This is a genomic window from Sphingobium sp. L-44 (assembly GCF_056859495.1).
In genome coordinates, this window is record NZ_JBSXOQ010000046.1 from 1 (window position 1) to 26,177 (window position 26,177).

Here is a 26,177-nt window from a genome sequence, read left to right on the forward strand (position 1 = left end):
CGATCGGCGATGATGCGTCAGGCGTCATGATCGAGATCGGATATCTCGCATGAGCGGCTGGGGCATGAGGGTGAAGCGCGCAGGCGTAGTCGAGCAGGACCCGTTCACAAACATGGGGCGGATCATCGGCCGGGTGAATACCAACGGCGCCAATGGCTCTGTCACCGATGATGGCCTGCTGACCGGCACGCCCGAATGGCAGGTTGTGCTGCTCAGCACGCCATCGGCCGCGTCGGCCGCGCCGACGATCAGCGTATCGGGCAACAAGTTGTCCTGGGAATATCCCAGCGGCGCCAGTTGGCCCGCCGTCATCGTCTATTGGGTGCGCTGAGATGGCGAGGTTCGGCGCCAGATTTAAGAACGCCGCCACCGGTTCGGTGCAGATCGACGATCTGTACGCGAACATGGCGCTTCTCTCGAAGTCGTCTCACACTGTGGGCGCTTCGGTCGGTAACGACCTGCGCAACACCACTGTCACCTTCACGGCGACGGATATGCCGACGATCGCCTTCAGCTGCACGGCGCCCACGTTCCTCGCTTGGGTCGTGCGGGACAACAGCGCCAACACATGGGCCTTCACCTTCTCGACCTATACGACCAACACATCGCTGGCGATCACCGTCTATCGCTTTGCTGAGCCGCCGGAACTTGGGCCGGGCTGGGGGATCAGGATCAAGCGCAATGGCGTGGTCAAATATGATAGCCGGCACAAATATGCCTCTATCCCCGCCTCGCTGAGGGGCACGTTCGACACCAGCTCCGAGATCGGCGCGGCCGGCCCGTCCACGACGCTGGCATCCGGCAAGACCTATGCTCTGATGATGGGGTCGAGAACCGGCCGCAACACGCGTGTCGTGACGCCGGTGTCCGGCGCCCAGAATGGCTACAATGACAATATGTCGTCGGCCGCGCTGGCAGCCGCGATCAACGGCAACGCGATCACGTCGCGCTACTGCCTCACGCAATTCAGCACGACCTTCTTTCCGGTCCCGCCATCACCGCCTGCGCCCTCCGGCTACAGCTACAACCAGCGCCAATATTCCTGGGCAATCCTCGACGTAACCAACTTCTGACTGAAGGAAACAATGAATGCATAATCTCGTGAAACTCGTGCAATCCAGCGGCAAGGCCATTTTGCTGCCGGCTGATGCCATCGCGGGCGGCATCCTGCGGACGCTCGAACCGCATGAGCGCAAGAAGAACCCGGAAGCAAAGAGCTTCGCCTGGATCATCATGTCGGGCCAGGCGCAGACAGCGCTGCTGCGCGAAAGCCTGGGCTTCATCCTCAATAAGGCTGGCGGTAACAGTGGTGACCGCGTCGTGCTCAAGGGGCTGGGTGGCACCAAGGTCTCGATGCCACGCGGCGCTTTCGTTCATGCGATCGAGAGCGAGCGCGTTCTTCGGGAAGACGACAAGCCCAACGGCAAGGAAATCTCGCGCGAGGATGCGACGATCCTCCAGACCAACCTGCATAGCCCGAACGGCCCGGTGGCCTTCTTCGTCGAGGAAAGTGCTGCCGATTTGTTCGACATCTTCAATGCCGATGCGTCGGAAGATGATGGCAGCGTGGAATATGACGACGATGGCAATCCCATCATTTCCGACGAGCCGGCCACGCCCACCAAGAAGCGGGCGAAGGCCTGATCCTCAGCCCCGCACCTGCGACCAATTCGGGCCGTCCTGGACATTATAGGCGTCCATCAGCTCGTTAAGCGCGCTGCGCGGCTGCTCCAGGCGGGTCAGGTGCGCGCCATCCAGATTGATATTGCTGATATGGTAGGCCCGGCCCTTGTCGTCCAACAGGACGGCCACAAGGCGGGTTGCCCCAAGATGACTGGCAAGATCGCCGTCGGGGATCGGGCCATCGGGCGGGGGCGCGCAGTCCGCCCAGCGCTTCATCTTATCAACTTCAGACTGCTTATCCGCCATGGCCTGCTCCGGATTTCGGGGAGCGGGCACCTTATCACTGCAACCGGAGAATAACCATGAGCGAACATGATTTGGCGAAGGCGTCTACGGACCTCACGGCGGCTGCCTGCGCAGCCGCCAGCGCCTCGTCGGAACTCGAAGGCATCAAAAGTGATGCCCTGACACGGGACGTGCCCTCGACGCTCAGCGAGCGCATCGCCCGCCTTGAGTCTCAAATGGCTACCGTGATGAGCAGCCTCAGCACCAACGCTGGCATTTTGAGCACCCTCGTCTCGAAGAAGGGAGAATAACCATGAGCACTACAAAACCGACCCCGGCTGAGCTGCTGGCCCAACGCAACGAAATCGATCGCCAGATCGCCATCGCCAACTTGGACGGCCTCAAGGCCATCCAGGCTGCGCTGAAGTCCGGCAAGGTCGCCACCCTGGCCACCGATCTGGAAGCGCTGCTGCCCCAACTGGCCCCGTCCGGCGAGATGGGATCGCCGCACAGCCAGGCCAACAACGTCATCACGACCGTTCGCAACGTCAGCAACTTCTTCGACGCTGAAGTGGCGCGCGTGCAGGCGATCGTCGACGCGCAGGCGGCCGCCTGACGCATGTCTGATCCGGGCTCGGCCGCCGGCGAGGCAGGGGGAATTATCGCCGGGGCTGTGGCCGTGCTTTATGCCTTGGGCAAGGGCGCGGCCTGGCTACTCAACTGGAAAGACGCGCGGGCGCAATCCCGTGCCGCCAAGCTTCAGGTCTGGCACGATGAACTTGCCAGAAAGGAAAAGGATCAAGACGAACGCGACCGGCAATATCGGCAGCATATCGAAACCCAGCTGCGCCGGCTGGCCCTCGAAAACAGGGTGCTGCGGCGGGCATTTGAACTGGTGGCCGAGCCGTTGCGCCGGCTGGAGCCGGACAATCCGAAACTGGCGCAGGCGCAATCCATGCTCGATCGCGCTTTCCCGCTCGATCCGGGCCTGCCGATCGACATGGGGGCGCTCCTTTCGATGATCGACGAACCGGGCGGCGAAGCCGAACTGGTCTGATCCACCGCACTACCAAGCTGACAGGGCGCCTCGGGCGCCCTTTTTCATGGAGCACAGAATGCAGAAAATCACCCAATGGCGCCAAGTGTGGCGCTGGTGGAGTGTGCGGCTTAGCGCACTTGCCACAATGGTCTGGGCATATCTTCTGGCATCGCCGGATTTGCTTTGGACTGTCCTCAATAGCCTGCCGCCCGACTTGCGTGACGTGGTGCCGCCGATCGCGCCGGTTGCCGTGTTCTTCGTCGTGACGATCGCGCGGAACCTTCAGCAGGGCCGCGACGATGGCAAATAAGAAGATCGTCTTCGGCGGCACCGGCACCGCTCTGGGCGCCGCTGTCGCCATCATCCTTGCCGGCATCTATCATGATGAGGGCGGCTATGTGAACCATCCGGCCGACCCCGGCGGGGAAACACAGCGCGGCGTGACCAAGTCTGTGGCGCGAGAAGAGGGATACAAAGGGGCTATGATCGCCTTTCCCAAGCAATGCGATGCAGACACGCCGATCTGTTCGGACAAGGTCTATTTCGAACGCTTCATGAAGCGGCCGGGTTACCTGCCCATCATCGCCGCATCGCCAGCGGTGGGCGAAGAGCTTGTCAATTCGGCTGTGAACTTCGGCCCGGCCCGTCCTTCGGCTTGGTTGCAGCAGTCCGTCAATGCGCTGTGCCCAACGGCGCGGCTTAAAGTCGATGCGAAGGTGGGCGCAGGGACGCAGAGCGCATTCATTTCCTGCCAGCAGAGCCTGGGCAAAGTCAGCTTCTGCCTTCGGATGCTTGACCAGATGGATGGGCGGCAGAAGGCCGAATATGACCGGCTTGTCCGCGTCAATCCGCGCCTCAGGGTTTTTCATCGCGGGTGGATCAGCAAGCGGATCGGCAATGTCGATCGCGCCAAGTGTCATGTCGAGCGATGAGCAGCTTGGCAACGATTGCGGGCGGACTGGATAAATTTGGAACGGCGAGCGTGAAAGCGGTCAATTTCTACATCTCAGTTGAGCGCCCAGAATTGCTGGATTTTGACGGGATTTGATTAATTGCGACCTACCCCGCGCCACAGATAAATTTGTTAACTGTGGCGCGGCATTGCTTCCTGCATTAGGCGATAGGGCGAGCAGGGAGGTTTCCATGACGACGATTATCAGTATTTTCAATAACAAGGGCGGCGTCGGCAAGACGACGTATATGTATCATGTTGCGCATATGCTTGCGGAGCGGGGCAACAAAGTCCTGATGGTTGATTGCGATAGCCAGTGCAATCTGACGGCATACAGCCTGAGCGACACAGAAATCAGGCGCGCTTGGGCTGCCGAAGGAAACAGCATCTTCCGCAACATCGAGCCGGTTTACCGAGCTTTGGGCGACATCCGGCAGCGCAGTCCATCCCGCGTCCAGCACGCGAAGGGCGACCTGTTTATCATTCCGGGTGACCTTCGCCTCAGTGATTTTGAAGATCGGTTGGGCGATACATGGAACTCTGCAAAGGGTGGCAGCGAGTCCGACGTTCGCGCGCAATCGGCCATTCACCGTTACGTGGAATTTGCTGCCGAAAAGGTTGGCGCCGACATCGTTCTAATGGACCTGGGTCCGAACCTAGGCGCCCTCAACCGTGCGGTGCTAGCATCATCCACCTACTTCATCACGCCGGTGGCCCCAGATTTGTTCTCCATCCAAGGCACTGAGAACCTAGGGAACAAGCTGGTGGCATGGCGAAAGGATTGGGATCAAGTCAATCAGGCGTGGCGTGGCAATGAAATTAGCATTCCGAACGGGAGCCCCACCTACCTTGGCTATGTCATTCAACAGCATAACGTGCGGTCAAACCCGGAAGGAATGACTGCTGGGTGGCAGATTTATGGTAATGAGCTAGTGCCTGCCATCATGAACAACATTGTCGCAAAGCTGAGGCCTATCGGACAGGTGATTAACTGGACCAGCGTTGATGACTACAAGCTCGGTCAAATCCCGAACCTGCATAGTCTCATTCCATATTCCATGGACGCCAAGAAGCCCATTTTCTACTGCAATGGGTCTGACGGCTTGAAGGGCGCTCATATCACCAAGGCACGAGAGAGCGTCGAGCATTTCGAAGATATCGTCGAAACTCTGGAACAGGTTATCGACCCGGATTTTTGACACGCAGAAGGCGATAAAGTGTCCGGTGTCATTCCGGTGAAAGCGCTCGATTTTCACGGTTCGTTCACGGTTAAATAGCGCACGGTTGAAAACAAAAATAACGGTTTTCTGCCATTTTCTGACATAAGCCATGTGTTGACATCGCAGGGGTCGCAAGTTCAATCCTTGCCACGCCCACCATGATAAGGCCTTGGAAGTCTCCGGATTTCCGAGGCCTTATTTTTTGCCCTTTTCCGGCTATGACGCGCAGCAGCGAGACGGAGACCAGCAGATGACGGCGACATGTGGGATGATGGGCGGACGGCGGGTGCTGTTCGTGATGGCGATCGACGCCGAATATGGCCCGCATCTGCAAGCCCGGATCACCCCGTTGATGACCGGCGTCGGCCCGGTCGAGGCGGCGCTGGCCATGGCCGTGACGCTCGACCGGATGGCGCAGGCGGGCACCCTGCCGGATCTGGTCGTATCGCTCGGCTCCGCCGGGTCGCGCGTCGGCATGTTGGGTGAGGTCTATCAGGTCGCCAGCGTCTCCTGGCGCGACATGGATGCCTCTCGTCTGGGCTTCACCAAGGGGGTGACACCGCTGATCGACCATCCGGTCGATATTCCGCTGGTCACGCCGCTCGAAATCCGCGCCCTGCGCCTGTCGACCGGTGCCAATGTCGTGGGCGGCGAGGAATATGCGGCGATCGACGCCGACATGGTCGACATGGAAACTTTTGCGATCGCCCGCGCCTGCCAGCGCTTCGGCGTGCCGCTGATGGGGTTGCGCGGCATTTCCGATGGGCCGGGCGAGCTGAACGACATGCTCGGCTGGACGCAGTTGCTCTCGCTGATCGACGAAAAGCTGGCAGTGGCTGTCGATGCCCTGGGCGAGGCGCTTTAACAGCCGCCCGGCTGGCGCGCGGCGCCGCGCGGCCAGGACAGTTCATAGGTAACGAGGAAGCCATCATGGTCGGACAGTTCCGGCCCGCTCGGCCCGCCATCGAACATCGCTTCCACCCGGATCGGGCGAACCGAGACCCGATCACCCGGCCAGAAGAATTGCAGATCCTGCGTATCCATCCACGGCTCGTCGCCATCCCAGGACATGCGTACATCGCAGCCTGACGCGGCATCGGCGCAGACGCGATGGACCAGGTTGAGCGCCTGGTAGCGGGAGAAATTCTCCCAGCGCGGTTCGGAATGGCGCATGTTGAAATCGCCGCCGAAGATCAGCGGATAGGCGTCGTCATGGCTGGCATCGATGAAGGCCGAGGCTTCGAGCGCCTGCCGTTCATGGGCGGCGAGATTGCGCGGTCCGGGCGCGCGGGAGGCCCCGCGCGAGTTCATGTGCGTGTCATAGATGTCGATCGGCGTCGGCACGCCGGGCATGGCGATGCGGGCCAGCACGATCCCCTTGTTCGACAGGCAATCGAGGCCAGCGCAGGATTTGCGCCCATAGGCGCGCCTCTGTGTCAGGAGAATCGGATAGCGCGAGGCGACCGCCAGGCCGCTGCCGGAAAAATGAACGCCGATCTCGCCCCGGTCGATATGCGACTTGCCCGGCAGCTTGTCCTTGGTCGACCCGCGCGCGCGGGTCGTGCGATGCGGGCCGGCGGCGATCGCCGGATAGCCGGTATCGGCCACCGCCTGCTTCGCCGATCCGCTGAACATTTCCTGGAACAGCACCACGTCGGGTGCCGTCCCCGCCGCGCGCATGGCGGCCAGACGCTCCGCTATCTGCTCGAGCGAGGGTCCACGCCCGCTGCGTGCCGGCCAGCCCAGCCCCTCGATATTATAGGTCAGCACCGACAGGGTGGTGGTGATCCGCTGCGCATCCGGTGCGGCGAGCGCAGGCGCGACTGCCGCGCTACAGGACAATTCCCGATAGGGGGCCGGCGTCGCACAGGCCGACAGCAGCAGCGGCGCCACACAGGCGCCGAACCGGTGGAGGAAGCGGGAAGTAGCAGCCATATGCTCCTCGTCATCGGATCGGCGCATCATGACGCGAAAGGGCGCCGGCGACAACCGGCGTCTGGACGGGATCAGTCGCCCTCGAACAACAGGATCGCGCGCGAGGGGACACCGTCCTGCTCCAGCGCGGCAAGCCCGCCCAGATCCGGCAGGTCGATCGCGAACAGCGCCATCAGCACCTGTGCGCCCTGCTCGCGCAGCAACCGCGCCGCCGCCTGCGCCGTCCCGCCGGTGGCGATCAGGTCGTCGACCAGCAGCACACGCGCGCCCTGTGGCACCTGTCCTTCATGCAGTTCCAGCCGGTCGGTGCCATATTCCAGCACATAGTCGATGCCGACAGTCTTGCCCGGCAGCTTGCCCTTCTTGCGGACCGGCACGAAACCCTTGCCCAGCTTCAGCGCCAGCGCCGCGCCCAGGATGAAGCCGCGCGCCTCCACGCCGACGATCAGGTCGGGGTCGAGCGGTCCTGCCACCTTCGCCATCTGGTCGATCAGTTCGGCCAGACCCGGCCCATCGGCCAGCAGGGTCGTGATGTCGCGGAACTGGATGCCCGGCTTGGGGAAGTCGGGGATGGTGCGGACCAACGCGGTCAGACTGTCGATGCTCATGGTTGAAGCCCCATAAGGAAAGGGCGCGCTCCCGACAAGGAAGCGCGCCCCGTTCTTTCATGCCATCGGGCGAACGTGCGGTCAGGCCGCCTTCTTCTTGTCTGCCCAGATATTCTGATAGGCCATATAGGCCAGCCCCGTGGCGATCAGCAGGAAGAGGATCGTCGCCACGCCCGCGCGGCGGCGATTTTCCAGCTTCGGCTCGGCCGTCCAGGTGAGGAAGGCGGCCACGTCCTGCGACATCTGGTCGATGGTCGGCTTGGTGCCGTCGCCATAGGTCACCTGGCCATCGGCGGACAGCGGCGGCGCCATGGCAAGGTTCAGGTTGGCGAAATAGGGGTTGAAGTGCAGCCCCTCGGGCGTCTTGGCATCCGGGAAATGCTTGAGCAGTTCGGCCGGCTGTTCCTGGAAGCCCGTCAGCAGTGAATAGACATAGGCCGAACCATGATGGCGCGCCTTGGTCATCAGCGAGAGATCCGGCGGGATCGCATTATTGTTCGCCGCCGCCGCCGCGACATTGTTCGCGAAGGGGGACGGGAAATAATCGGCCGGAATGCCATCGCGGGTCGAGGCCTCACCCGTCGCCGGATCGACGCTGGGGGTCTTGATCGCCCAGTTCTTGGCGATCGCCTTGATCTCCGCCTCGTTATAGCCAATGCCAGCCAGATCGCGGAAGGCGACGAACTTCAGGCTGTGGCAGGCCGAGCAGACCTCCTTGAACACCTGGAAGCCGCGCTGGAGCTGCTGATTGTCATAGCGACCCAGCGGCCCGTCGAACGAGAAGGAGACATGCTTGGGGGCCAGGTGGAACTCATGCTCCACCGTCTTGGCCGGAGGCTCCACCACGTAGGAATAGGCACCCACGAGGAAGGAGATGAGCAGCCAGCCGGCGAAGAAGAGGCCGACAAGGAATGCGCCGATGCGTACCATGCTTGTCTTCCCCCTTATTCGGCCGGGACTGCGGCGGGTTCGCCGTCAGCCTTGGCATATTTGGCCAGCACCGCCTCGGTGATCGAATTGGGCAGCGGCAGCGGCTTTTCGAAGCGCGCGATCATCGGCAGGATGATCAGGAAATGCGCGAAATAATAGGCCGCGGCGACCTGGCTGATCATCACATAGGGCTCTTCCGCCGGCGCACCGCCGCAATAGCCCAGGATCAGCACGTCAAGCACCAGGATCCAGAAGAACGTCTTGAAGGTCGGCCGATAGCTGCCCGAACGCACCGGCGAGGTGTCGAGCCAGGGCAGGAAGAAGAGCAGCAGGATCGATGCGAACATCGCCAGCACGCCCAGCAGCTTGGCCGGCACGAAGAAGAAGTCGACGGTGAAGGCGCGCAGGATCGCGTAGAAAGGCCAGAAATACCATTCGGGCACGATATGCGCCGGGGTCGAGAGCGGGTTCGCCTCGATATAATTGTCCGGGTGGCCCAGATAATTGGGCGCAAAAAACAGCAGGATCGCGAACAGGATCAGGAAGACGCCCGCCCCGAAACCGTCCTTCGCGGTATAATAGGGATGGAAGGGCACGGTATCCTGCGGGCCCTTCACCTCGACGCCGGTCGGGTTGGAGGAACCGGGAATATGCAGCGCCCAGATATGCAGGATCACCACCGCTGCGATCACGAAAGGCAGCAGGAAGTGGAGCGAGAAGAAGCGGTTCAGCGAGGCATTGCCGGGGGCGAATCCGCCCAGCAGCCAGGTCTGGATCGGCTCGCCCACCACCGGGATCGCGCCAAACAGGCCGGTAATGACCTTGGCGCCCCAATAGCTCATCTGTCCCCAGGGCAGGACATAGCCCATGAAGGCGGTCGCCATCATCAGCAGGAAGATGACGAGGCCGAGCAGCCAGACCATCTCGCGCGGCGCCTTGTAGCTACCGAAATAGAGGCCGCGGAAAATATGCAGATAGACGACGATGAAGAAGAAGCTGGCGCCGTTGGCATGGGCATAGCGCATCAGCCAGCCCGCATTCACGTCGCGCATCGTCTGTTCGACGGTGCCGAAGGCGACCAGCGTGTTGGCGCCATAATGCATCGCCATGACCACGCCGGTGACGATCTGGATCAGCAGCGCCAGGCCGGCGAGCACACCGAAATTCCAGAAATAATTGAGGTTGCGCGGCACCGGATAGCCGGCACCGACGGCATTGTAGACGAGGCGCGGCAGCGGCAGCTTCTCGTCGACCCACTGCATCAGCGGATGCTTGGGGGTATAATGTTCAGCCCATGGAAAGCTCATGATGGTCCCCCTCAACCCACAAGAATGGCAGTGTCGGAAGTGAAGCTATACTTCGGCACTTCCAGATTCTTGGGGGCAGGCCCCTTACGGATGCGGGCGGCCGTGTCATAGGACGAGCCGTGGCAGGGGCAGAAATAACCGCCGAATTCGCCGCGATTTTCGCCCTCGCCCGCGCCCAGCGGCACGCAGCCCAGATGGGTGCAGACGCCCATGGTGATCAGCCACTGCTTCTTGCCGTCGACGGTCCGTTCCGCCAGCGTCTGCGGATCGCGCAGCGTGGACGGGTCGACCTTGTCGGCCTCGGCAATTTCCTTTTCGGTGAGCTGGCGAACGAACAGCGGCTGCGACCGGAAGGTGGTCTTGATCGCCTGGCCCGGCTGGATCGCGGAAAGATCGACCTCGGTCGATGCGAGCGCCAATACGTCGGCGCTGGGATTCATCTGATCGATGAGCGGGAGAATGACGCCGACGGCGCCCACCCCTGCGAAGCTCACCGCAGCGATATTGATGAAATCGCGGCGACGCACTCCGTCTTCGCCGGATAGACCTTGCCCGTCAACTTGTTCTGAGTTCGCCATGCACCTCTACCCTTGCAAGACTTCCCTATTCACGCCGGAATGCCTTGAGTGATCCTGATTATCAAGGGAGTTAGGGTATACCCCGCCTCCCCCCGGCGTGGGTCAAAGGTCTGATAACCGGACTGTCAGGGCTTTGCCAACCGCAAAGTCATCCAGACTATGACAAATCGCCGCGCTGCATTATGCGACAGCCATGCGTATCGCTCTCTACCAGCCCGAAATCGCCGGCAATGTCGGCGCCATCCTGCGCCTCGCCGCCTGTTTTGCCGTGCCCGTCGACATCATCATGCCGACCGGATTCGCCTTTTCCGATGCCCGGCTGAAGCGCGCGGCAATGGATTATGGCGCAGCGGCCGAAGTCGTGCGCCACGCCAATTTCGAGGCATTTGATGCCGAAAGACGGGCCGCCGGCCGCCGTTTGCTGCTGATGAGCAGCCACGCGTCGGAACGACTGCCCGACGTGACATTTCGCAGTGACGATGTCTTGCTGATGGGATCGGAAAGCGCGGGCGTGCCCGATCATGTCCGCGATCTGGCCGATATTCGCGTGCGCATTCCGATGGCGCCGGGCTTCCGCTCGCTCAACATCGCCGTTTCCACCGGCATCGCAGTTGCCGAGGCCCTTCGCCAGACCGGGAGCTTCCCCGCATGACGCCTGACATCCGTTTTCCCCTGACCCCGCAGCAGCAGGCGGCCCGAACCTGGTTCGAATCGCTGCGCGACCGGATCTGCGCGGAGTTCGAGGCGATCGAGCGCGAAGCCGGCAGCGACGCCAGCTTCGCCTACACCCCCTGGGATCGCGAGGCCGACGGCGTGGCGCCGGGCGAAGGCGGTGGCGGCGTGCGCGGGGTGATGAAGGGCAAGATCTTCGAGAAGGTGGGCGTCAATGTCTCGACGGTGACCGGCGATCTTGCCCCCGGCTTTGCCCAGACCATCCATGGCGCGGCCGACAATCCGGCCTTTTTCGCCACCGGTATCAGCCTGGTCGCGCATATGGCGAACCCGCATGTGCCGGCCGTCCACATGAACACCCGCTTCCTCAACACCAGCAAGACCTGGTTCGGCGGCGGCGCAGACCTCAATCCGCCCCTGCCGCGCGACGAGGATACGGCGGATTTCCATGCGGTGTTGCAGGCCGCCTGCGACGCCCATGATCCGGCCTATTATCCGCGCTTCAAGGCCTGGGCCGACGAGTATTTCTTCATACCTCATCGCGGCGTGCACCGCGGCGTCGGCGGCATCTTCTACGATCATCTCGAATGCGCGGACGATGCGGCGTTCGACGCCAATTTCGCCTTCACCCGCGATGTCGGCGATGCTTTCCTGGCGGCCTTCCCGCCGATCGTGCGGCGGCGGATGAACGAGGCGTGGAGCGAGGAAGAGTATCGCACGATGCTGGAATGGCGCGGCCGCTATGCCGAATTCAACCTGGTTCATGACCGCGGCACCCTGTTCGGGCTCAAGACCGGCGGCAATATCGACGCGATCCTGATGAGCCTGCCGCCGATGGCGAGCTGGAGCTGACCCGATGGCGCTGACCCCGGTCGATCCGCGCGAGATCGCGACCATCGTCACCCATCTGGAAATGCGCGAACGGCCCAGGCCCGCGCCGATCCCGCCCGCGCCGCTGCGGCTGGTGCCGTGGAAGACGCCGGACCTTGGTGCCTATCGCGCCCTGTTCCGCCGCGTGGGCGAACCGTGGCTGTGGTTCTCGCGGCTGGTGATGCCGGACGATCAGCTCGCGGCCATCCTGCATGATCCCTTGGTCGAGGTCTATGCCGTCACCGACCCGCGCGGCGTGGAGGTCGGCCTGCTGGAGCTGGATTTCCGTAGCCCGTCGCAATGCGAGCTGGCCTTTTTCGGGCTGGTGCCCTCGCTCAACGGCAAGGGACTGGGCAAATGGCTGATGGCGCAGGCCAAGTCGCTCGCCTGGCGCAAGGGGGTGGAGCGCTTCTGGGTCCATACCTGTACGCTCGACAGTCCGGCGGCGCTCGGCTTCTACATCAAGTCGGGCTTCACGCCTTATGGCCGGGAGATCGAAACCTTTGCCGATCCGCGCCTGCTGGGCTTGCTGCCGCCCGAAGCGGCGCCGCAGATCCCGATGTTCGGTCAGCCCGCCGACGCCTGACGATATATACGAGCCAGCATCACCAGCATATAGACCTGGATCACCGTCGACACCGCCGCCGATGCGACGCCGCCCACCAGCCGGGCGGCCTCCGGCCCGGCGGCAAGGCCGGCGAGCGCACCGAAGATCGTCTGCGCCGCCATGCTGGCAATGCCCGACAGCAGGGTGATCAGGATGATGAAGCCCAGCAGCCGCCAGAAACAGCCGCGCGTCAGCGCCCAGGCATGGCGCAACGAGGGCACCACCCCCTGATTGCCGTCGATCACCGCCGGATTGAGCAGCATCAGCCGGACGCTGGCGAAGATGGTGGCGCCGCCGACAAAGGCGCCGAGGATGGCGCCGATGCTGGTGCCCACTGACTCCGAGACGAGGCTGGCCAGGACGGCGACCAGAATCGCGGCCAGCATCAGCCCGCCAATCAGGAACATGGCGAGCAAGGCGGTGCCCAGCAGCACCGGCAGTCGCGCGAAGCCCAGGCGCAACGCCTCCCCCACGCTGATGCCCGGCCGCAGCGCCAGCGCAAACAGCGTCAGCGATCCGAACCAGATGATGACGACACCCAGCAGCATCGCCAGCGCAAAGCCCGGCGGAATATCGGGCAGGCCGGTGCGCTGGGGATTGGCCATCCATTCGGCCAGTTGCGGCGGCGTCATTTCCTGCAGGATCAGCCCCGGCAGGGCCAGGAACAGCAGCGCGACGGGAAAGAGCAGCGACGCTTCGCGGGCGACGAAGGCAACTGCCTCCTCCCACGCCTTGCCGATCGAGACTGCCGCCATATCTAATGCCTACCCCTGTCCTGCGAAATGCGGCCCGAGACTTGATCGCTCGCCCCGCTCAAGTCAAGGAAGCGCCATGACTGATCCCCTGCCCTTTCCTGACGTCGAGTGGCGCAGCGATGCCGCCCCCGTCGACTATCCGACCGCCCTTGCCGATATGGAGGCGCGGGCCGCCGCCATTTATGAGGGCGAGGCACGCGAGCGCGTCTGGCTGCTGGAGCATCCGCCGCTCTACACCGCCGGCACCAGCGCCGATCCGGCCGAACTGATCGACCCGCGCTTTCCTGTCCATGATGCCGGACGCGGCGGCCGCTACACCTATCATGGGCCGGGCCAGCGCATCGGCTATCTCAACATCGACCTGCGCGAACGCGGCAAGGATGTGCGCAATTTCGTCCATCATCTCGAAGGCTGGATGATCGACGCGCTCGCCGATCTGGGCATTGCCGCCCGCCGCGCCGAAGGGCGCATCGGCATCTGGACCGACGACAGGCAGGGGCGCGAGGCGAAGATCGGTGCGCTGGGCATCCGCGTCCGTCGCTGGGTCACGCTGCACGGCTTTTCGATCAACGTCGATCCCGACCTGTCCCATTTTGGCGGCATCGTGCCGTGCGGGATCAGCGAGTTTCCGGTGACCAGCATCGCCGCGCTGGGCGGCAATGCCTCGATGGAAGCCCTTGATGCCGCGCTCAAGGCGCATTTCCCCGCCTTTCTCGGCCGGCTGCGGCGCTGCGGATCGGGCGACGGCACGGGACTTGAGCAATGCGGGACCGCCCGCTAGGGTCCGCCACTTCGCCAGGTGGGGGGCCGCCGGGCATGTTGAGCCATGTTATGGAGACCCGGATGCGCCTTGACGCAAGGATGATGACTGCCGCCCTGTTGATCGGCTGCATGCCGCTGGCAGGCTGCGGCGGTGGCGGCGAAAAGAGCGGCAACACGGTGCAGATGAAGGATATGGAAGTGGTCGATGGCACCGCCACCGACGCCATGACCGATCTGGACGGCGTGCAGAGCGAGGGCACCAGCCTGGCCCTGCCGGACAACCGCACCGAACCCAAGGCCGCTGCCCCGGCCAAGGCGGACAATGGGACCGCACCCGCCAATGATGAGGAAGTCGTGTCGGATCAGTGAGGCTTTTGCCGTTCACTTCCGATATAGCCGCGCTATAGTCGATGCCGTTATGGGGGAATTGGGCGTTCGCGCCGTCAAGACCCCGGCTGAGAGGGTTTATTCAATGACGTTCCGTTTTCGCTCGCGCCAGGCCTTTGCCGCCCTGACGATCGCTGCCGCGTCGCTCGCCGTCGCGCAGCCGGCCGCCGCGCAATTCTTCTGGTCGCCGCCCGACATGTCGGCCCCTGCCCTGACCGACGAAGCCGCCGCCACCGCGCTGGGCCTGCCTGGCGCCACGGCCGACGAGATCAAGGCTGGCCTCACCTGGAACCTGCGCGCCGCGATCAACGTCGCCGCGCTGCAGTGCCAGTTCGAACCGACCCTGCTGTCGGTCAGCAACTACAACGCCATGATCGCCCATCATGACGCCGAACTTGACGCAGCGCAGGCGACGCTGCTCAGCTATTTCCAGCGCACCAAGGGCAAGGGCAAGCCCGGCCAGTCGGCGTCCGACATGTATAATACCCGCATCTATTCGGGCTATTCGACGGTCCAGGCGCAGCGCGGCTTCTGCCAGGCGGCAGCGGCGGTCGGTCGCCAGGCGATCTTCGCCGATCGCGGCCAGCTCAACGTCGTCGCGCGCCAGGGCCTGGCCTCGATCAAGAAGTCGCTCGTCCATGCCGGCGAGCAATATTATGGCGATCCGGGCTGGAACTATCAGCTCGCTTTGCCCTCGCTCGACGCCAAATGCTGGAAAAAGGGCGTGTTGCTGCCCGAATGCCACCAGCAGTGGAACCAGAAGGCGGGCGTCCAGCCCTGATCTGACGAAGACTTAACGCAGGCCCAGATATTTATGGGCCTGCACCGTCAACCGCCAGCGCGGCCGGGCCATCACCAGATCGATGGCCGCGCGGGCATTGTCCACGGCATGGGCATCATCGAGCGGCTGGACCAGCAGATGGTCGAAGCCCCAGCCCTCCATCGCCTCGACATCGGCCAGGCTGTGGCCGCCATCGGGCTGCGGCCAGACCAGCTTCAGCTCATTGCCCTTCATCTGGACCACGTCGCTGCCCGCCTTGGGGCTGATGCAGACCCAGTCGATGCCCGGATGCGCCGGCAAGGTGCCGTTGCTTTCGATCGCGATGGTGAAGCCACGGGCATGGAGCGCGTCGATCAGCGCATCGTCGACCTGCAACATCGGCTCGCCACCGGTCAGGACGATATAGGGGCCTTCCCCCTCGCCCCAGAAGACGAATGCCGCATCGGCGAGCGCGTCGGCGGTCGCGAACTTGCCGCCGCCATCACCGTCAGTGCCGACGAAGTCAGTGTCGCAGAAGCGGCAGACGGCATCGCGCCGGTCCTGCTCGCGCCCGCTCCACAGGTTGCAGCCGGCAAAGCGCAGGAACACCGCACGCCGCCCCGCCTGCACGCCTTCGCCCTGCAGGGTCAGGAACATTTCCTTGACCGCATAGGTCATGTGTCAGGCCTTTCCGGGACGCGTCGCATAGACGGTGGGATCGGGCAGCCCTGCTTCCTCGAAGCCCTTCGAGCGCAGGCGGCAACTGTCGCACAGGCCGCAATGCTTGTTGTCAGGCGTCGGATCATAGCAGGACCAGCTGAGCCCGGCGTCCAGGCCCAGGCGATGCGCCTCGCGCACGATGTCCGCCTTGGTCATGAACTGCAGCGGCGTGTTGATGCGGATCGGATGGCCCTCGACCCCCGCCTTGGTCGCCAGCGTCGCCATTTTCTGGAACGCATCGATGAATTCGGGACGGCAGTCGGGATAGCCCGAATAGTCGAGTGCATTGACGCCGATATAGATGTCGCTGGCCGAAGCGACTTCGGCCAGGCCCAGCGTCAGCGACAGGAAGATGGTGTTGCGCGCCGGCACATAGGTGACCGGGATTTCGTCGCCCACGCCGCCCTTGGGCACTTCGATGTCGGCGGTCAGCGCCGACCCGCCAAAGGCCGTGAGGTCGAGCGGCAGCACGATGTGCGACATGGCATTGAGCGCCGTCGCGACCTTGGCCGCGGCGCGCAGTTCGACGCGATGCCGCTGATTATAATCGATCGTCAGCGCCAGGACGCGATAGCCCGCTTCACGCGCGAGCCCGCCCGCGACCATTGAATCCAGCCCGCCCGAAAGCAGGACGACGGCGAATTTTCCATTCTGTGCGACCATGATGCTGCGCTAGACCTCGTTATGTTGCAGTGCAAGGGGGCCGCCGGTCAGCGGCATGCCCCGACATGGCGCCCTTCGACCATGTTGGAAAAGGGCGCGCCGTCGCTGATCCCCTGCGATCGTATCTGGATGAGGCGCGGCGTTTCGACGCGCAGGTCGGTGCGCGCATTGCCGGCCGCCCCGCAATCGAAGGTCACGGTGGCGGCAGCAGGCGCGTCGCTGACCACGAACGGCTTGCAGCCGGGGCCGGCATTGGCCGGCTCCAGCAACTGATGCGGCATCGTCACGCACAGGCGGCGGGGCGGCGCGGTGGGGTCATCGCGCAGGCGCAATTCCCATTCGCCCGTTTCCAGCTTGGCAAGCGCAGCCAGTTGCGGCGCGTTCGCCGCCCCGGCCCAGCTTGCCATCATCATTGCCGCCGCGGCGCCCAGCGCCTGCAGCCCCAGCCTTGCCATCTTGCGTCCAGACCTTGTCATCGGCGCCGGGGGAGCGGCGCCATGCTTCATCCTGTTGTGCCGCGCAATTGCGGCAATTTGATAGCGCGGGGCGAACGGCCCTGCCGCAATTGCCCCGCGCCAGCTTTCAATGGGTCACGAAACTGTCGAGCGCGAGCGGGAACAGCCGCGAGCAGAAGGCGCAATCGACGCCGATAATGCCCTTCTCGTCCGCCATCGCCACCCGCTCGTCCGCCGGAAAGCGGCCGATCACGTCGCGAATATGGGCAAGGTCACAGCGACAGCCCTTGGCAAGCGCCGTCGTCTCGGTGACGCGCACCTCTTCCTCCTCATGGAACAGGCGCCAGGCGATGTCGGTCAGCGGCAGGTCGAGATCGGTCAGTTCCTCGTCGCGCAGCGTGCCGGCCAGCGCCTGAACATGTTCCCATTCGGGATGATCGTGGCGCACATGCAGGCGCTCGCGCCCCACTTCGCCTTCAGGCAGATGCTGGAGCAGCAGGCCCGCCGCGACACAGCCTTCGCCCGGCTCATGCCGGGTCGCGATCTGGACGATGCTGGGGATCTGTTCGGACTGGAAGAAATAATGCTCCGCCGCCTCGGCCAGTGACGATCCGTCCAGCGGCACGATGCCCTGATAGCGCTCGCCGGTCGCCGCCTGGTCGAAGGTGATCGCCAGATAGCCCTTGCCGAACAGGCCGAACAGGGTCGGGTCGCTGCCAATTTCCGCCAGCCGCTCGGCATCGAACTTGGCATAGCCGCGCAGCTCGCCGCCCTTGTAATCGGCCACCAGCAGGCTGACGACGCCATTTTCGGTCTGCGCCTGCAGGGTCAACTGACCGCCGGCATCCTTGAGCAGGCTACCGAGCAGCGCGCCCAGCACCAGCGAGGACGCCAGCACCCGCTCGATCGCCGGGGGATAGGCATGGGCGGACAGCACCTGGTCCAGCACCGGCCCCAGCCGCACGAAACGGCCGCGCACATGGCGCGAGGGGATGGTGAAGCCAAGGGCCTGATCGACATTGGAACTGGTCACGATATTTCCTTCCGATCCACCCGCCCCGAAAGCCGCGAGGGCCCGTCCTCCGCTTCCCAGCGCAGGACAGGCCCCGTCATCTTTCAGGGCGAACGGAAAATTTCGCCCGAATATAGGGTGAGCTTACAGCTTTCCAAGCGCCCAGAGCAGAACCGACTTCTGGGCATGGATGCGGTTCTCCGCCTCGTCCCAGATCAGCGACTGCGGACCGTCGATCACCGCTTCGACCACTTCCTCGCCGCGATGGGCGGGCAGGCAGTGGAGGAATCTGGCGTCCGCCTTGGCGCCCGCCATCAGTTCCGGCGTCACCTGATAGGGCATCATCGCCGCCAGCTTCGCCTCGGCATGGGCCTGGCCCATGGAGATCCAGGTGTCGGTGACGACAACGTCGGCGCCGGCCACGGCCTGCGCCGCATCGCGGGTCAGGGTGATGGTCGAACCCGCTGCCTGCGCTGCGGCGGCAAAGGACGGATCAGGATCATAGCCCTCAGGAATGCCCATGCGCACGTCGAACTTCATCAGGCCGGCAGCCTCGACGATCGAGTGGAGAACATTATTGCCGTCGCCCAGCCACGCCCATTGGCTGCCCGGCAGCGCCAGCCCATGTTCGACCACGGTCAGCAGGTCGGCGACGATCTGGCAGGGATGCGACAGGTCGGTCAGGCCGTTGATGACCGGGACGCTGGCATATTCGGCCATTTCCTCGATCTTGGCATGATCGTCGGTGCGGATCATGATCGCATCGGCCATGCGACTGAGCACGCGCGCCGTATCGGCCACGGTCTCACCACGGCCGAGCTGGCTGGTCGCGCCGTCCAGGATCAGCGAATTGCCGCCCAACTGGCGGATTGCTATATCGAAGCTGACGCGGGTGCGCGTGCTGTTTTTCTCGAAGATCATCGCCAGCGTGTGGCCGGCCAGCGGCGCATCGGCGTCGACCCAGCCCTTGGGCTTGCCTGCCCGTGCCGCCTTGCGATCGATGGCATCAGCGATCATCGCGGCGATCGCGTCGCCGCCCGCATCGGTGAGATTCAGGAAATGCTTGGTCATTATACCCCCTTCACCCACACCCCGTTCGGTTCGAGCTTGTCGAGAACTGTTCTCGACGACGCTTCTCGACAGGCTCGAAGCTGCTCGAACCGAACGGAGGGGGAAAGATTGGTCTCAGGCCGCCTTGGCGTCCGCGAAGCTCCGCGCACCAGCGGAAATCTTCTCGATGCACTCGGCGATATGGCTTTCGTCGATGACGAGCGGCGGCAGGATGCGCAGCACATTCTGGCCCGCCGACACTGACAGGAATCCATGATGGTCGCGCAGATGGCCGACAAAGGCACGCGCGTCATAGGCGTCCTTCATCTTGACGCCCAGCATCAGCCCCATGCCGCGCACATCCTCGAACATGTCGTCATGATTTGGGATCATCTGCTCCAGCGCAGAGCGCAGACGCGCGCCCATCGCCGTCACCTGCTCCAGGAAGCCGTCCGCCAGCACCTCTTCCAGCACCGCGATGCCCACCGCCATGGCGAGCGGGTTGCCGCCATAGGTGGAGCCATGGGTGCCGAACACCATGCCCTTGGCCGCTTCCTCGGTGGCGAGACAGGCGCCGAGCGGGAAGCCCGCGCCGATGCCCTTGGCCACCGCCATGATGTCGGGCTTCACGCCATATTGCTCATGGGCGAAGAAGGTGCCGGTGCGGGCATAGCCGCACTGCACTTCGTCCAGGATCAGCAGCAGGCCATGCTCGTCGCACGCCTTGCGCAGGCCGGTCAGGAATGCCTGGGTTGCCGGGGTCACGCCACCTTCACCCTGCACCGGTTCCAGCAGGAAACCGGCGGTATTGTCATCGATCGCGGCCAGTGCCGCGTCGAGATCGTTGAAGGGCACGACCTGGAAACCGGGCAGCAGCGGCTCGAACCCGTCGCGCATCTTGGGCTGGCTGGTCGCCGAAATGGTGCCCAGCGTGCGGCCGTGGAAGGCGTTGTCGAAGCTGATGATCTTGTGCCGGTGCGCTTGCCCATTGGCATAATGATAGCGGCGCGCGGTCTTGATCGCGCATTCGACCGCTTCGGCACCCGAATTGGTGAAGAAGACGGTGTCGGCAAAGCTGTTATCGACCAGCTTCTGCGCAAATTCCTCCCCCAGCGGCGAACCGTAGAGGTTGGAGATATGCATCAGCGTCGCAGCCTGATCGGCAATGGTCTTCACCAGCTTGGGGTGGCCATGGCCCAGCAGATTGACGGCGATGCCGCTGGCGAAGTCGAGATAGCGCTCGCCGCGCTCCCCGATCAGGTAGCAGCCCTCGCCTCGGACCGGACGCACATCGCACCGGGGGTAAACGGGCATGAGCGGCGTAATCGACATGTGCCTTCCCTTTCTGGGTTGATGCTGCGCGTCCGTGCGCATTGGATATAACGCAAAAAGGCGGCCCCCGCCGGGCCGCCCTTGTGCGAGTGCCGCCTATACAGGCCACCGGAAGGGGGTGCAACCCCGCAACCGGACCAGTCAGCAGCCTATGGACTGATCGCCCCGCGAGCGATCAGGGCTGGCCGATCTGGCTCCAGGCATCGGCAATCTCGCCGACCATGGCGCGCGCCTGCTCGACCGGCGCCGCATCATGCTCCTTGGCGCTGACCAGCAGCAGGCGGCGGGCCTCACGATAGATGCGCGCCAGGCCGGTGGCGATGTCGCCGCCCTTGTCGAAATCCAGGCTGGCTTCCAGCGCGAACAGGATCGACATGGCGCGCGCCTGCTTGTCGGACACCTTCAGCCGGTCGCCATTGCGTTCGGCCAGCGCCGTGGCATCGAGCGCGATCAGCAGTTCGTCGAACAGGATCTTGACCAGCGCGTGGGGCGTGGCGCCCTCGATCCGGCTGCCCGAATGCACCGCCGCATAGCGTCGTGCCGCTGCCGTACCCGCAAAGCTGTGATTATAGAACATGCGTCAAAATCCCCGGTTAATCGTCACTGCTATTCCAGGCATCGATCTGCTGCTGGAGATAGCTTTGGGTTGCGTTGAGCGCAGACAACTTGGTCTGCATTGCCGAATAGATGGAAGTCAGGCGCGTCTCATAGTCGGCCATGTCCTCGTCCAGCTTTTCGAGCTGTTCGGTCAGGCTGTCGGCCAGCTTCTCATAACGGTCCTGCGCCGCCTTGATCGGGCCGTTGTCCAGCTCGATATTGTCGCGCACGCTGTCCATCAGGCCCGAAAGGCCCAGATTGTCGGCGGTCGACTTGGCGGGATTGAGCATCTTGGTGATGCCCGCCGGATCGGCGGCCAGCGCCTTGTCCAGCGTGTCGGTGTTGAGCGTCAGCGTGCCGTCGCGGTTGGTCGCGATGCCGATATCGGCCAGCGTCTTGTAGCTGCCGGTCGAGGCCAGCTGGGTCGAGGTGATCTTCGAGAGCTGCGACTTCATGTCGCGCACCGCCGACACACCGTTGAGGACGCCCGCGGTCGATGAATCCGTGCCGGTCGAGGTCGACGTGTTCAGCGCCTTCATCAGCGTATTATAGGCGTCGACAAATTCCTGCAGCAGATCCTTCATCGTCGCGGTCGGCTGCGTCATGGTCAGGTTGACCGCGCTGTTGACGTCCGCCGCGGTCAGTTCGATCCGCAGATAGGGGATCGCATCGTCGATGGTGTTGCTGGCATATTCATAGTCGGTGCCGTCGAGCGTGATCTTCGCATTGGCCGGGTCCGACGTCGAGGTCATCGCGCTGCTGTTGAGGCCGGCGAGAACGCTGGTCGAGCTGTCGGCCGAGCTGGTGATGGTGAAATCATTGGCGGCGCCGGTTTCGCCCTTGAACACCAGCCGCGTGCCCTGTGCATCGGTGACGACGCTCGCGGTCACGCCGATGTCGGCGGCGTTGATCGCCGAAGCCAGGCCGGAGAAACTGTTATTGCTCGAATCGACGGTGATCGTGGCGGTCTTGCCGCCCGCCGTCGTGATGGTGAGCGAGCCGGTGCCGACCGCCGTGCTGCTAGTGGCACCGCTGGTCGCGGTCGAGGCGAAGATGCGGGCGGTCGCCAGCGACTTCACCACCAGCTGTGCCGGCAGACCAGCCGGCGTGCCGCCGCTCAGCAGGCTGACCGACGCGATGTTGGTGTTGGTCGAATTGGGCGTGCCGGTATATTCGGCACCCGACAGGACGCTGGTCAGTGCATCAGCGAAGGTGTCGAGCGAGCTGATGGCCGACGCCAGTGCCGAGATGCGGGCATTGTTGGTCGTCTGCTGGGTGGTGATCGCGGACTGGCGCGGGTCGCGGGTCGCGCTGACCAGGCTGGTGACGAGCGCGCTCGTGTCGATGCCCGAATTGGCACCCAGCGCCGACAGGATGCTGCTCCCTACCGATGTCGTCGTCGTTGCCATGGGCCGTCCTTTCAAATGAGAGAACGGCCGTAGCGCGAAGATGTTTAGGAATGATTTTCAAGCTGATGGCAAAGCCCGCAAAAAAGCGGGCATGCCGTGATCAGATCGCCGATGCGGACAGGATCTGGTCGACGGTCCCGCGCGCGACATGCGCCTGGGCCGCATAGGCATAGCTGGCCTGCTGGGCGATCCGCTTGGCCAGATCGGCGGCCTGCTCCACCGCCTCGCGGGTGGCGGGCGGCAGCGGAATGTAGATGAAGGGCTGCGGCATCATCGCCTGGACGGCGGCCGATGCACCATCGACCGACACATCCCCCTGCCCGGCGCGCATATCGGCCAGGATATCGGCGATCCGGGCATGGATGCGCGCATATTCGGCGGCGCCGGCGGCATCTTCGTCGACCGCAACGATATCGACTGCAAAACTCTCCTGCCTGCGCGCATCGCTGGCAGACATGTTGCCCTGCTCGGTCGAAGATTCCGTCGCTGAAACCGGCTGAACGGCCGCAGCCGGCACCGGCGCGCGAACGACGCTCCGATCCACTGGCGAAATCTCGCTACGCGAAAAATACTCGTTCATGACGCACCATCCTAATGCGTCCCCGTAAACAGAATACGGACAAGCGTGGCTAAACTTTAATTCACCATCGCCCTAATTCTTCGATCAACTGCCAAGTATCAGCAAATTCTCTACAATTTCTTTCCATCCGGATCGAAACGTAGATCTTCGGGCACGGTAATGAACGGACGGTCCATTTCCGTCGCCATCTTGTTCTCGACCCGGAAGACGAAGGCCAGCACCGTCGCCACCGCCATGTAGAGACCTTCATTGACGATCTCGCCAGCGCGCGAGGTGAAGTAGATGGCGCGCGCCAGTTCGGGATATTGCAGCACCGACACGCCATGATCCTCGGCCAGTTCACGGATCGAGGCCGCGATCGCGTCACAGCCGCGCGCGACCACGACCGGCGCGGCATCCACGCCGGGCCGATAGCGCAGCGCCACCGCGAAATGGGTCGGGTTGGTGATGATGACGCTGGCCTCTGCCACCGCCTGGCGGGTCGATCCGTTCAGCACCTCGAACTGGCGCCGGCGGATCTGCCCCTTGAGTTCGGGCGAGCCTTCGCTTTCCTTATGCTCGTCCTTGATGTCCTGCTTGCTCATGCCCAGCCGCTTGGCGCGCTGGAAAATCTGCATCGGCACGTCGATGCCGGCGATCACGAACAGCCCGCCTGCCATCACCAGGCAGACCAGGATGAACATGTTGCCAAGGTCGCTGATCGCATTGCCGACCCCCGCCTTGCCCAGGCCGATGATCGCGGTCAGCCGGTCCCAGATCATCCAGAAGCCGACCGCGCCCAGCAGCCCCACCTTGGCGATCGACTTGACCAGTTCGATCAGCCCCTGCGCGCCGAACATGCGCTTGAGGCCCGAAGCCGGGTTCATCTTCGACGCCTTGGGCGCGAAGGCACCGGGACGAAAGCCCAGCGATCCGAGCAGCGCCGGCGCCGCGATCGCGGCAAAGAAGGTCGCGAGCAATACGCCGCCCACCGGCAGCGCGATGTCCGCCAACAGGCCGGTGCCGCGCGTCACCGGCGAGAAGTTCACGATATCCTCGCGCCCGAAGCGCAGCGCGCGGGTCAACATGCCCGACAGCGCGTCGATCAGGCCCGGACCCGCGACCGCCAGCCAGCCGATGCCGGCCATCACCACCAGGGCCGTCCCCAGTTCGCGGGACTGGAGGATGTCGCCTTCCTTGGCGGCATCCTGCAATTTCTTCTGTGTCGGTTTTTCGGTCTTTTCACCGCCCTCGGATCCGCCCGCCATGGCTCAGCGCCCTTCCGAGATGGCGCGGGCCTGTTCCAGCCCCGACTTGAGCGCGATGGTGATCCCCTCGCCCATCACCGGCACCGCCATCGCCAGCAGCACCAGTCCCGCCATCACCGCCATCGGCATGCCGACGGCGAACAGGTTGAGCGCAGGTGCGGTGCGCGCCAGCATGCCCATGACGATCTGCACCAGCACCAGCGCAAAGCCGACCGGCAGCGCGATCGTCACCCCGGCGCCCAGCAGCGAGCCGCCAAACTGGATCATGTGCCAGACCGCATCATTGCTGAGCATCGCCGCGCCCGGTGGCAGCGCCTTGTAGCTCTGCACCACGAAGCTGACGAGCAGCAGATGGCCGTCCATCGCCAGCAGCAGGAAGGTCGAGAGGATCGACAGGAACTGGCCGACCGCCTGCGTCCCCTGCCCCGACCCCGGATCGACCATCGCGGCAAAGCCCAGCCCCATGGTGTTGGCAATCGCCTCACCCGCGACGAAGGCGGCGGAATAGCCGATCTGCACGGCAAAACCCATGGCAAGGCCCGTCAGCACTTCGCCGGCGACCAGCATCACGCCTTCGAAACTGGCCACGCCGTCATGCGGCAACTGGATGGTGACGCTGTTGAGCGCCGCCATGCCAAGCGCGAGCGACAGGATCAGGCGCAACTGAAGCGGCATCGCGGGCGCACCGAAGACGGGCGCGGCCAGAAAGGCCGCACCGGGGCGGATCATGGCGATCAGCCATATCCACAATTGCGTCTCGACGCCTGCGAAGCCGGGTGCGATCATTGGAGCAGGTCCGGTATCCGCTCGAATATCTCGCGCGTGAAGTCAGCGATCAGCACCATGATCGACCCACCGAACAGGGTCAGCATCGCACCCACGACCAGAATCTTGGGAATGAAGCTGAGCGTCTGTTCGTTGATCGACGTCGCGGCCTGGACCATGCCGATCAGCACGCCCGCGACCAGCGCCGGAATCAGGATCGGCGCCGTCGCCAGCGCCGTGATCCACAGCGCATGCTGTGCCAGGCCCATGAAGAAATCCGCATTCTCCATTGCCGCCCTCCTATGTCGCGAAGGAGCCGGCGAGCGACCCCATCGTCAGCGCCCAACCATCGACCAGCACGAACAGCAACAGCTTGAAGGGCATGGAGATGATCGTGGGCGACAGCATCATCATGCCCAGCGCCATCAGGGTCGATGCGACGACCAGGTCGATGATGAGGAAGGGCAGGAAGATCATGAAGCCGATCTGGAACGCGGTCTTCAACTCGCTGGTGACGAAGGCCGGCAGCAGGATCGTGAAGGGGATGTCGTCGGGCGTGCGGAAGGCCGGGGCCTCGGCCATGTTGGCGAACAGCTTGAGGTCGCTCTCGCGCGTCTGCTTGGCCATGAAGCCGTGCAGCACCTTGCCCGAACGGCCGACCGCTTCCTCGATCGATATCTGGCCCTTGCCATAGGGATCATAGGCCTGGCCGTTGATCTGGTCGATCACCGGTCGCATCACGAACAGCGACAGGAACAGGGCAAGCCCCACCAGCACCTGGTTGGGCGGCGTCTGTTGCAGGCCCAGCGCCTGGCGCAGCAGCGAGAGGACGATGATGATCCGGGTGAAGCTGGTCATCATGAGGATCAGCGACGGCAGGACCGACAGCAGGCTCATGAGGACGAGGATCTGCAGCGACAGCGACAGCGAGCGGCCGTCGCCCGAAATCTGACCCATCGCGCGGGTCAGCGCGCCGCCATTGTCGACCGGCGCCGGCGCGGCCGGAACCGCCTGCGCCAGCGCAGGATCGACCAGCATCAGCCCGGCGGTCAGCAGG

The 26,177-nt window shown here is 63.9% G+C and carries 36 protein-coding genes; 16 read left to right on the plus strand and 20 right to left on the minus strand.

Annotation, left to right across the window (positions count from 1 at the left end; all coding sequences use genetic code 11):
• The first annotated feature begins 49 nt into the window (after positions 1-49).
• The 3 genes from AC13EK_RS03490 to AC13EK_RS03500 are packed head-to-tail and all read left to right on the plus strand — an operon-like array spanning position 50 to position 1,644.
• Positions 50-331 carry a hypothetical protein gene (locus tag AC13EK_RS03490; RefSeq protein ID WP_483022034.1) on the plus strand — a complete coding sequence of 94 codons (282 nt, stop codon included), beginning with the start codon at positions 50-52 and terminating at the stop codon, positions 329-331.
• Position 332: 1 nt separating this feature from the next.
• Positions 333-1,073, plus strand: a complete 741-nt coding sequence (locus AC13EK_RS03495; RefSeq protein ID WP_483022035.1) for a hypothetical protein — start codon at positions 333-335, stop codon at positions 1,071-1,073.
• Positions 1,074-1,089: 16 nt separating this feature from the next.
• The gene (locus AC13EK_RS03500; RefSeq protein ID WP_483022036.1) at positions 1,090-1,644 is read left to right on the plus strand and encodes a hypothetical protein; all 555 of its coding nucleotides are present in this window, start codon (positions 1,090-1,092) and stop codon (positions 1,642-1,644) included.
• A gap of 3 nt (positions 1,645-1,647) precedes the next feature.
• On the opposite strand, the gene AC13EK_RS03505 is transcribed toward AC13EK_RS03500, so the two are convergent.
• A complete protein-coding gene (locus tag AC13EK_RS03505) occupies positions 1,648-1,899 on the minus strand; it encodes a hypothetical protein (protein ID WP_483022037.1) in 252 nt (83 codons plus the stop codon).
• Positions 1,900-1,985: 86 nt separating this feature from the next.
• Between AC13EK_RS03505 and AC13EK_RS03510 the strand changes: the two genes are divergently transcribed.
• The 7 genes from AC13EK_RS03510 (at position 1,986) to AC13EK_RS03540 (ending at position 5,984) form a co-directional block, all read left to right on the plus strand.
• Positions 1,986-2,219 carry a hypothetical protein gene (locus AC13EK_RS03510; protein ID WP_483022038.1) on the plus strand — a complete coding sequence of 78 codons (234 nt, stop codon included), beginning with the start codon at positions 1,986-1,988 and terminating at the stop codon, positions 2,217-2,219.
• A 2-nt stretch (positions 2,220-2,221) separates the two neighbouring features.
• Positions 2,222-2,524: a hypothetical protein gene (locus tag AC13EK_RS03515; RefSeq protein WP_483022039.1), complete on the plus strand. Its 303-nt coding sequence runs from the start codon at positions 2,222-2,224 to the stop codon at positions 2,522-2,524.
• A gap of 75 nt (positions 2,525-2,599) precedes the next feature.
• A complete protein-coding gene (locus AC13EK_RS03520; RefSeq protein ID WP_483022040.1) occupies positions 2,600-2,965 on the plus strand; it encodes a hypothetical protein in 366 nt (121 codons plus the stop codon).
• 58 nt (positions 2,966-3,023) lie between these two features.
• Complete coding sequence (locus AC13EK_RS03525) at positions 3,024-3,257, plus strand: DUF7940 domain-containing protein (RefSeq protein WP_483022041.1); 234 nt, start codon at positions 3,024-3,026, stop codon at positions 3,255-3,257.
• Positions 3,247-3,879 carry a glycosyl hydrolase 108 family protein gene (locus tag AC13EK_RS03530; protein ID WP_483022042.1) on the plus strand — a complete coding sequence of 211 codons (633 nt, stop codon included), beginning with the start codon at positions 3,247-3,249 and terminating at the stop codon, positions 3,877-3,879. Before AC13EK_RS03525 ends, AC13EK_RS03530 begins: the two co-directional genes overlap by 11 nt.
• 211 nt (positions 3,880-4,090) lie before the next feature.
• Positions 4,091-5,098, plus strand: coding sequence for a ParA family protein (locus AC13EK_RS03535; protein ID WP_313737197.1), 1,008 nt, complete (start codon positions 4,091-4,093; stop codon positions 5,096-5,098).
• Between the two features lie 271 nt (positions 5,099-5,369).
• Complete coding sequence (locus AC13EK_RS03540) at positions 5,370-5,984, plus strand: 5'-methylthioadenosine/S-adenosylhomocysteine nucleosidase (RefSeq protein WP_069335760.1); 615 nt, start codon at positions 5,370-5,372, stop codon at positions 5,982-5,984.
• Here AC13EK_RS03540 and AC13EK_RS03545 read toward each other — a convergent pair.
• The 5 genes from AC13EK_RS03545 to petA all read right to left on the minus strand — a co-directional run bounded on the left by AC13EK_RS03545 (position 5,981) and on the right by petA (position 10,477).
• Positions 5,981-7,054 (minus strand): endonuclease/exonuclease/phosphatase family protein, encoded by a 1,074-nt coding sequence (locus tag AC13EK_RS03545; protein ID WP_069335761.1) that lies wholly within the window; start codon positions 7,052-7,054, stop codon positions 5,981-5,983. The genes AC13EK_RS03540 and AC13EK_RS03545 overlap by 4 nt on opposite strands.
• Positions 7,055-7,125: 71 nt before the next feature.
• A complete protein-coding gene (locus AC13EK_RS03550; protein WP_004208158.1) occupies positions 7,126-7,662 on the minus strand; it encodes an adenine phosphoribosyltransferase in 537 nt (178 codons plus the stop codon).
• Between the two features lie 81 nt (positions 7,663-7,743).
• Complete coding sequence (locus AC13EK_RS03555; protein WP_037507701.1) at positions 7,744-8,592, minus strand: cytochrome c1; 849 nt, start codon at positions 8,590-8,592, stop codon at positions 7,744-7,746.
• 14 nt (positions 8,593-8,606) lie between these two features.
• Positions 8,607-9,899, minus strand: coding sequence for a cytochrome b (locus tag AC13EK_RS03560; protein ID WP_069335742.1), 1,293 nt, complete (start codon positions 9,897-9,899; stop codon positions 8,607-8,609).
• Between the two features lie 11 nt (positions 9,900-9,910).
• Entirely contained in the window at positions 9,911-10,477 is a 567-nt protein-coding gene (petA, locus tag AC13EK_RS03565) for a ubiquinol-cytochrome c reductase iron-sulfur subunit (protein WP_026109474.1), read from the minus strand.
• A 193-nt stretch (positions 10,478-10,670) separates the two neighbouring features.
• On the opposite strand from petA, the gene AC13EK_RS03570 reads away from it, so the two are divergent.
• Genes AC13EK_RS03570 through AC13EK_RS03580 form a run of 3 tightly spaced genes read left to right on the plus strand, consistent with a single transcriptional unit; the run spans position 10,671 to position 12,605 of the window.
• A complete protein-coding gene (locus AC13EK_RS03570) occupies positions 10,671-11,129 on the plus strand; it encodes a tRNA (cytidine(34)-2'-O)-methyltransferase (RefSeq protein ID WP_004208162.1) in 459 nt (152 codons plus the stop codon).
• On the plus strand, positions 11,126-12,001 hold the full coding sequence (gene hemF, locus AC13EK_RS03575) for an oxygen-dependent coproporphyrinogen oxidase (RefSeq protein ID WP_483022043.1): 876 nt from the start codon (positions 11,126-11,128) through the stop codon (positions 11,999-12,001). The genes AC13EK_RS03570 and hemF overlap by 4 nt, the downstream gene beginning before the upstream one ends.
• Positions 12,002-12,005: 4 nt before the next feature.
• Positions 12,006-12,605: a GNAT family N-acetyltransferase gene (locus AC13EK_RS03580; RefSeq protein WP_069335740.1), complete on the plus strand. Its 600-nt coding sequence runs from the start codon at positions 12,006-12,008 to the stop codon at positions 12,603-12,605.
• Here the strand turns inward: AC13EK_RS03580 and AC13EK_RS03585 are convergent.
• The gene (locus AC13EK_RS03585) at positions 12,587-13,381 is read right to left on the minus strand and encodes a DUF7847 domain-containing protein (RefSeq protein ID WP_004208165.1); all 795 of its coding nucleotides are present in this window, start codon (positions 13,379-13,381) and stop codon (positions 12,587-12,589) included. The genes AC13EK_RS03580 and AC13EK_RS03585 overlap by 19 nt on opposite strands.
• Positions 13,382-13,457: 76 nt before the next feature.
• Here AC13EK_RS03585 and lipB point away from each other — a divergent pair, with 76 nt between their 5' ends.
• From lipB to AC13EK_RS03600, 3 genes are all read left to right on the plus strand, one after another.
• The gene (gene lipB, locus AC13EK_RS03590; protein ID WP_069335739.1) at positions 13,458-14,162 is read left to right on the plus strand and encodes a lipoyl(octanoyl) transferase LipB; all 705 of its coding nucleotides are present in this window, start codon (positions 13,458-13,460) and stop codon (positions 14,160-14,162) included.
• A 62-nt stretch (positions 14,163-14,224) separates the two neighbouring features.
• Positions 14,225-14,512 carry a hypothetical protein gene (locus AC13EK_RS03595; RefSeq protein ID WP_048938722.1) on the plus strand — a complete coding sequence of 96 codons (288 nt, stop codon included), beginning with the start codon at positions 14,225-14,227 and terminating at the stop codon, positions 14,510-14,512.
• A 103-nt stretch (positions 14,513-14,615) separates the two neighbouring features.
• Positions 14,616-15,311, plus strand: coding sequence for a hypothetical protein (locus AC13EK_RS03600; protein ID WP_037507691.1), 696 nt, complete (start codon positions 14,616-14,618; stop codon positions 15,309-15,311).
• A gap of 12 nt (positions 15,312-15,323) precedes the next feature.
• Here AC13EK_RS03600 and queE read toward each other — a convergent pair whose 3' ends face one another.
• From queE to fliP, 13 genes are all read right to left on the minus strand, one after another.
• The gene (gene queE, locus AC13EK_RS03605) at positions 15,324-15,968 is read right to left on the minus strand and encodes a 7-carboxy-7-deazaguanine synthase (protein ID WP_069335738.1); all 645 of its coding nucleotides are present in this window, start codon (positions 15,966-15,968) and stop codon (positions 15,324-15,326) included.
• A gap of 3 nt (positions 15,969-15,971) precedes the next feature.
• Positions 15,972-16,673 (minus strand): 7-cyano-7-deazaguanine synthase QueC, encoded by a 702-nt coding sequence (gene queC / locus AC13EK_RS03610; RefSeq protein ID WP_004208170.1) that lies wholly within the window; start codon positions 16,671-16,673, stop codon positions 15,972-15,974.
• A gap of 47 nt (positions 16,674-16,720) precedes the next feature.
• A complete protein-coding gene (locus AC13EK_RS03615; protein WP_037507688.1) occupies positions 16,721-17,128 on the minus strand; it encodes a DUF3617 domain-containing protein in 408 nt (135 codons plus the stop codon).
• A gap of 127 nt (positions 17,129-17,255) precedes the next feature.
• The gene (gene hslO, locus AC13EK_RS03620) at positions 17,256-18,161 is read right to left on the minus strand and encodes an Hsp33 family molecular chaperone HslO (protein WP_004208172.1); all 906 of its coding nucleotides are present in this window, start codon (positions 18,159-18,161) and stop codon (positions 17,256-17,258) included.
• 123 nt (positions 18,162-18,284) lie between these two features.
• Entirely contained in the window at positions 18,285-19,211 is a 927-nt protein-coding gene (argF, locus tag AC13EK_RS03625) for an ornithine carbamoyltransferase (RefSeq protein ID WP_069335737.1), read from the minus strand.
• A gap of 114 nt (positions 19,212-19,325) precedes the next feature.
• Positions 19,326-20,522 carry an aspartate aminotransferase family protein gene (locus AC13EK_RS03630; protein WP_069335736.1) on the minus strand — a complete coding sequence of 399 codons (1,197 nt, stop codon included), beginning with the start codon at positions 20,520-20,522 and terminating at the stop codon, positions 19,326-19,328.
• Between the two features lie 175 nt (positions 20,523-20,697).
• Positions 20,698-21,099 (minus strand): flagellar export chaperone FliS, encoded by a 402-nt coding sequence (locus AC13EK_RS03635; protein ID WP_004208175.1) that lies wholly within the window; start codon positions 21,097-21,099, stop codon positions 20,698-20,700.
• A gap of 16 nt (positions 21,100-21,115) precedes the next feature.
• Positions 21,116-22,528, minus strand: a complete 1,413-nt coding sequence (gene fliD / locus AC13EK_RS03640) for a flagellar filament capping protein FliD (RefSeq protein WP_069335735.1) — start codon at positions 22,526-22,528, stop codon at positions 21,116-21,118.
• A 100-nt stretch (positions 22,529-22,628) separates the two neighbouring features.
• Complete coding sequence (locus AC13EK_RS03645) at positions 22,629-23,108, minus strand: hypothetical protein (protein WP_026109657.1); 480 nt, start codon at positions 23,106-23,108, stop codon at positions 22,629-22,631.
• 110 nt (positions 23,109-23,218) lie between these two features.
• On the minus strand, positions 23,219-24,355 hold the full coding sequence (gene flhB, locus AC13EK_RS03650) for a flagellar type III secretion system protein FlhB (protein WP_069335734.1): 1,137 nt from the start codon (positions 24,353-24,355) through the stop codon (positions 23,219-23,221).
• A gap of 3 nt (positions 24,356-24,358) precedes the next feature.
• Positions 24,359-25,141, minus strand: coding sequence for a flagellar biosynthetic protein FliR (gene fliR, locus AC13EK_RS03655; RefSeq protein ID WP_004208179.1), 783 nt, complete (start codon positions 25,139-25,141; stop codon positions 24,359-24,361).
• Positions 25,138-25,410 carry a flagellar biosynthesis protein FliQ gene (fliQ, locus tag AC13EK_RS03660; protein ID WP_004208180.1) on the minus strand — a complete coding sequence of 91 codons (273 nt, stop codon included), beginning with the start codon at positions 25,408-25,410 and terminating at the stop codon, positions 25,138-25,140. The genes fliR and fliQ overlap by 4 nt, the downstream gene beginning before the upstream one ends.
• 10 nt (positions 25,411-25,420) lie before the next feature.
• Entirely contained in the window at positions 25,421-26,158 is a 738-nt protein-coding gene (gene fliP, locus AC13EK_RS03665; protein WP_169863187.1) for a flagellar type III secretion system pore protein FliP, read from the minus strand.
• Between the last annotated feature and the right edge of the window lie 19 nt (positions 26,159-26,177).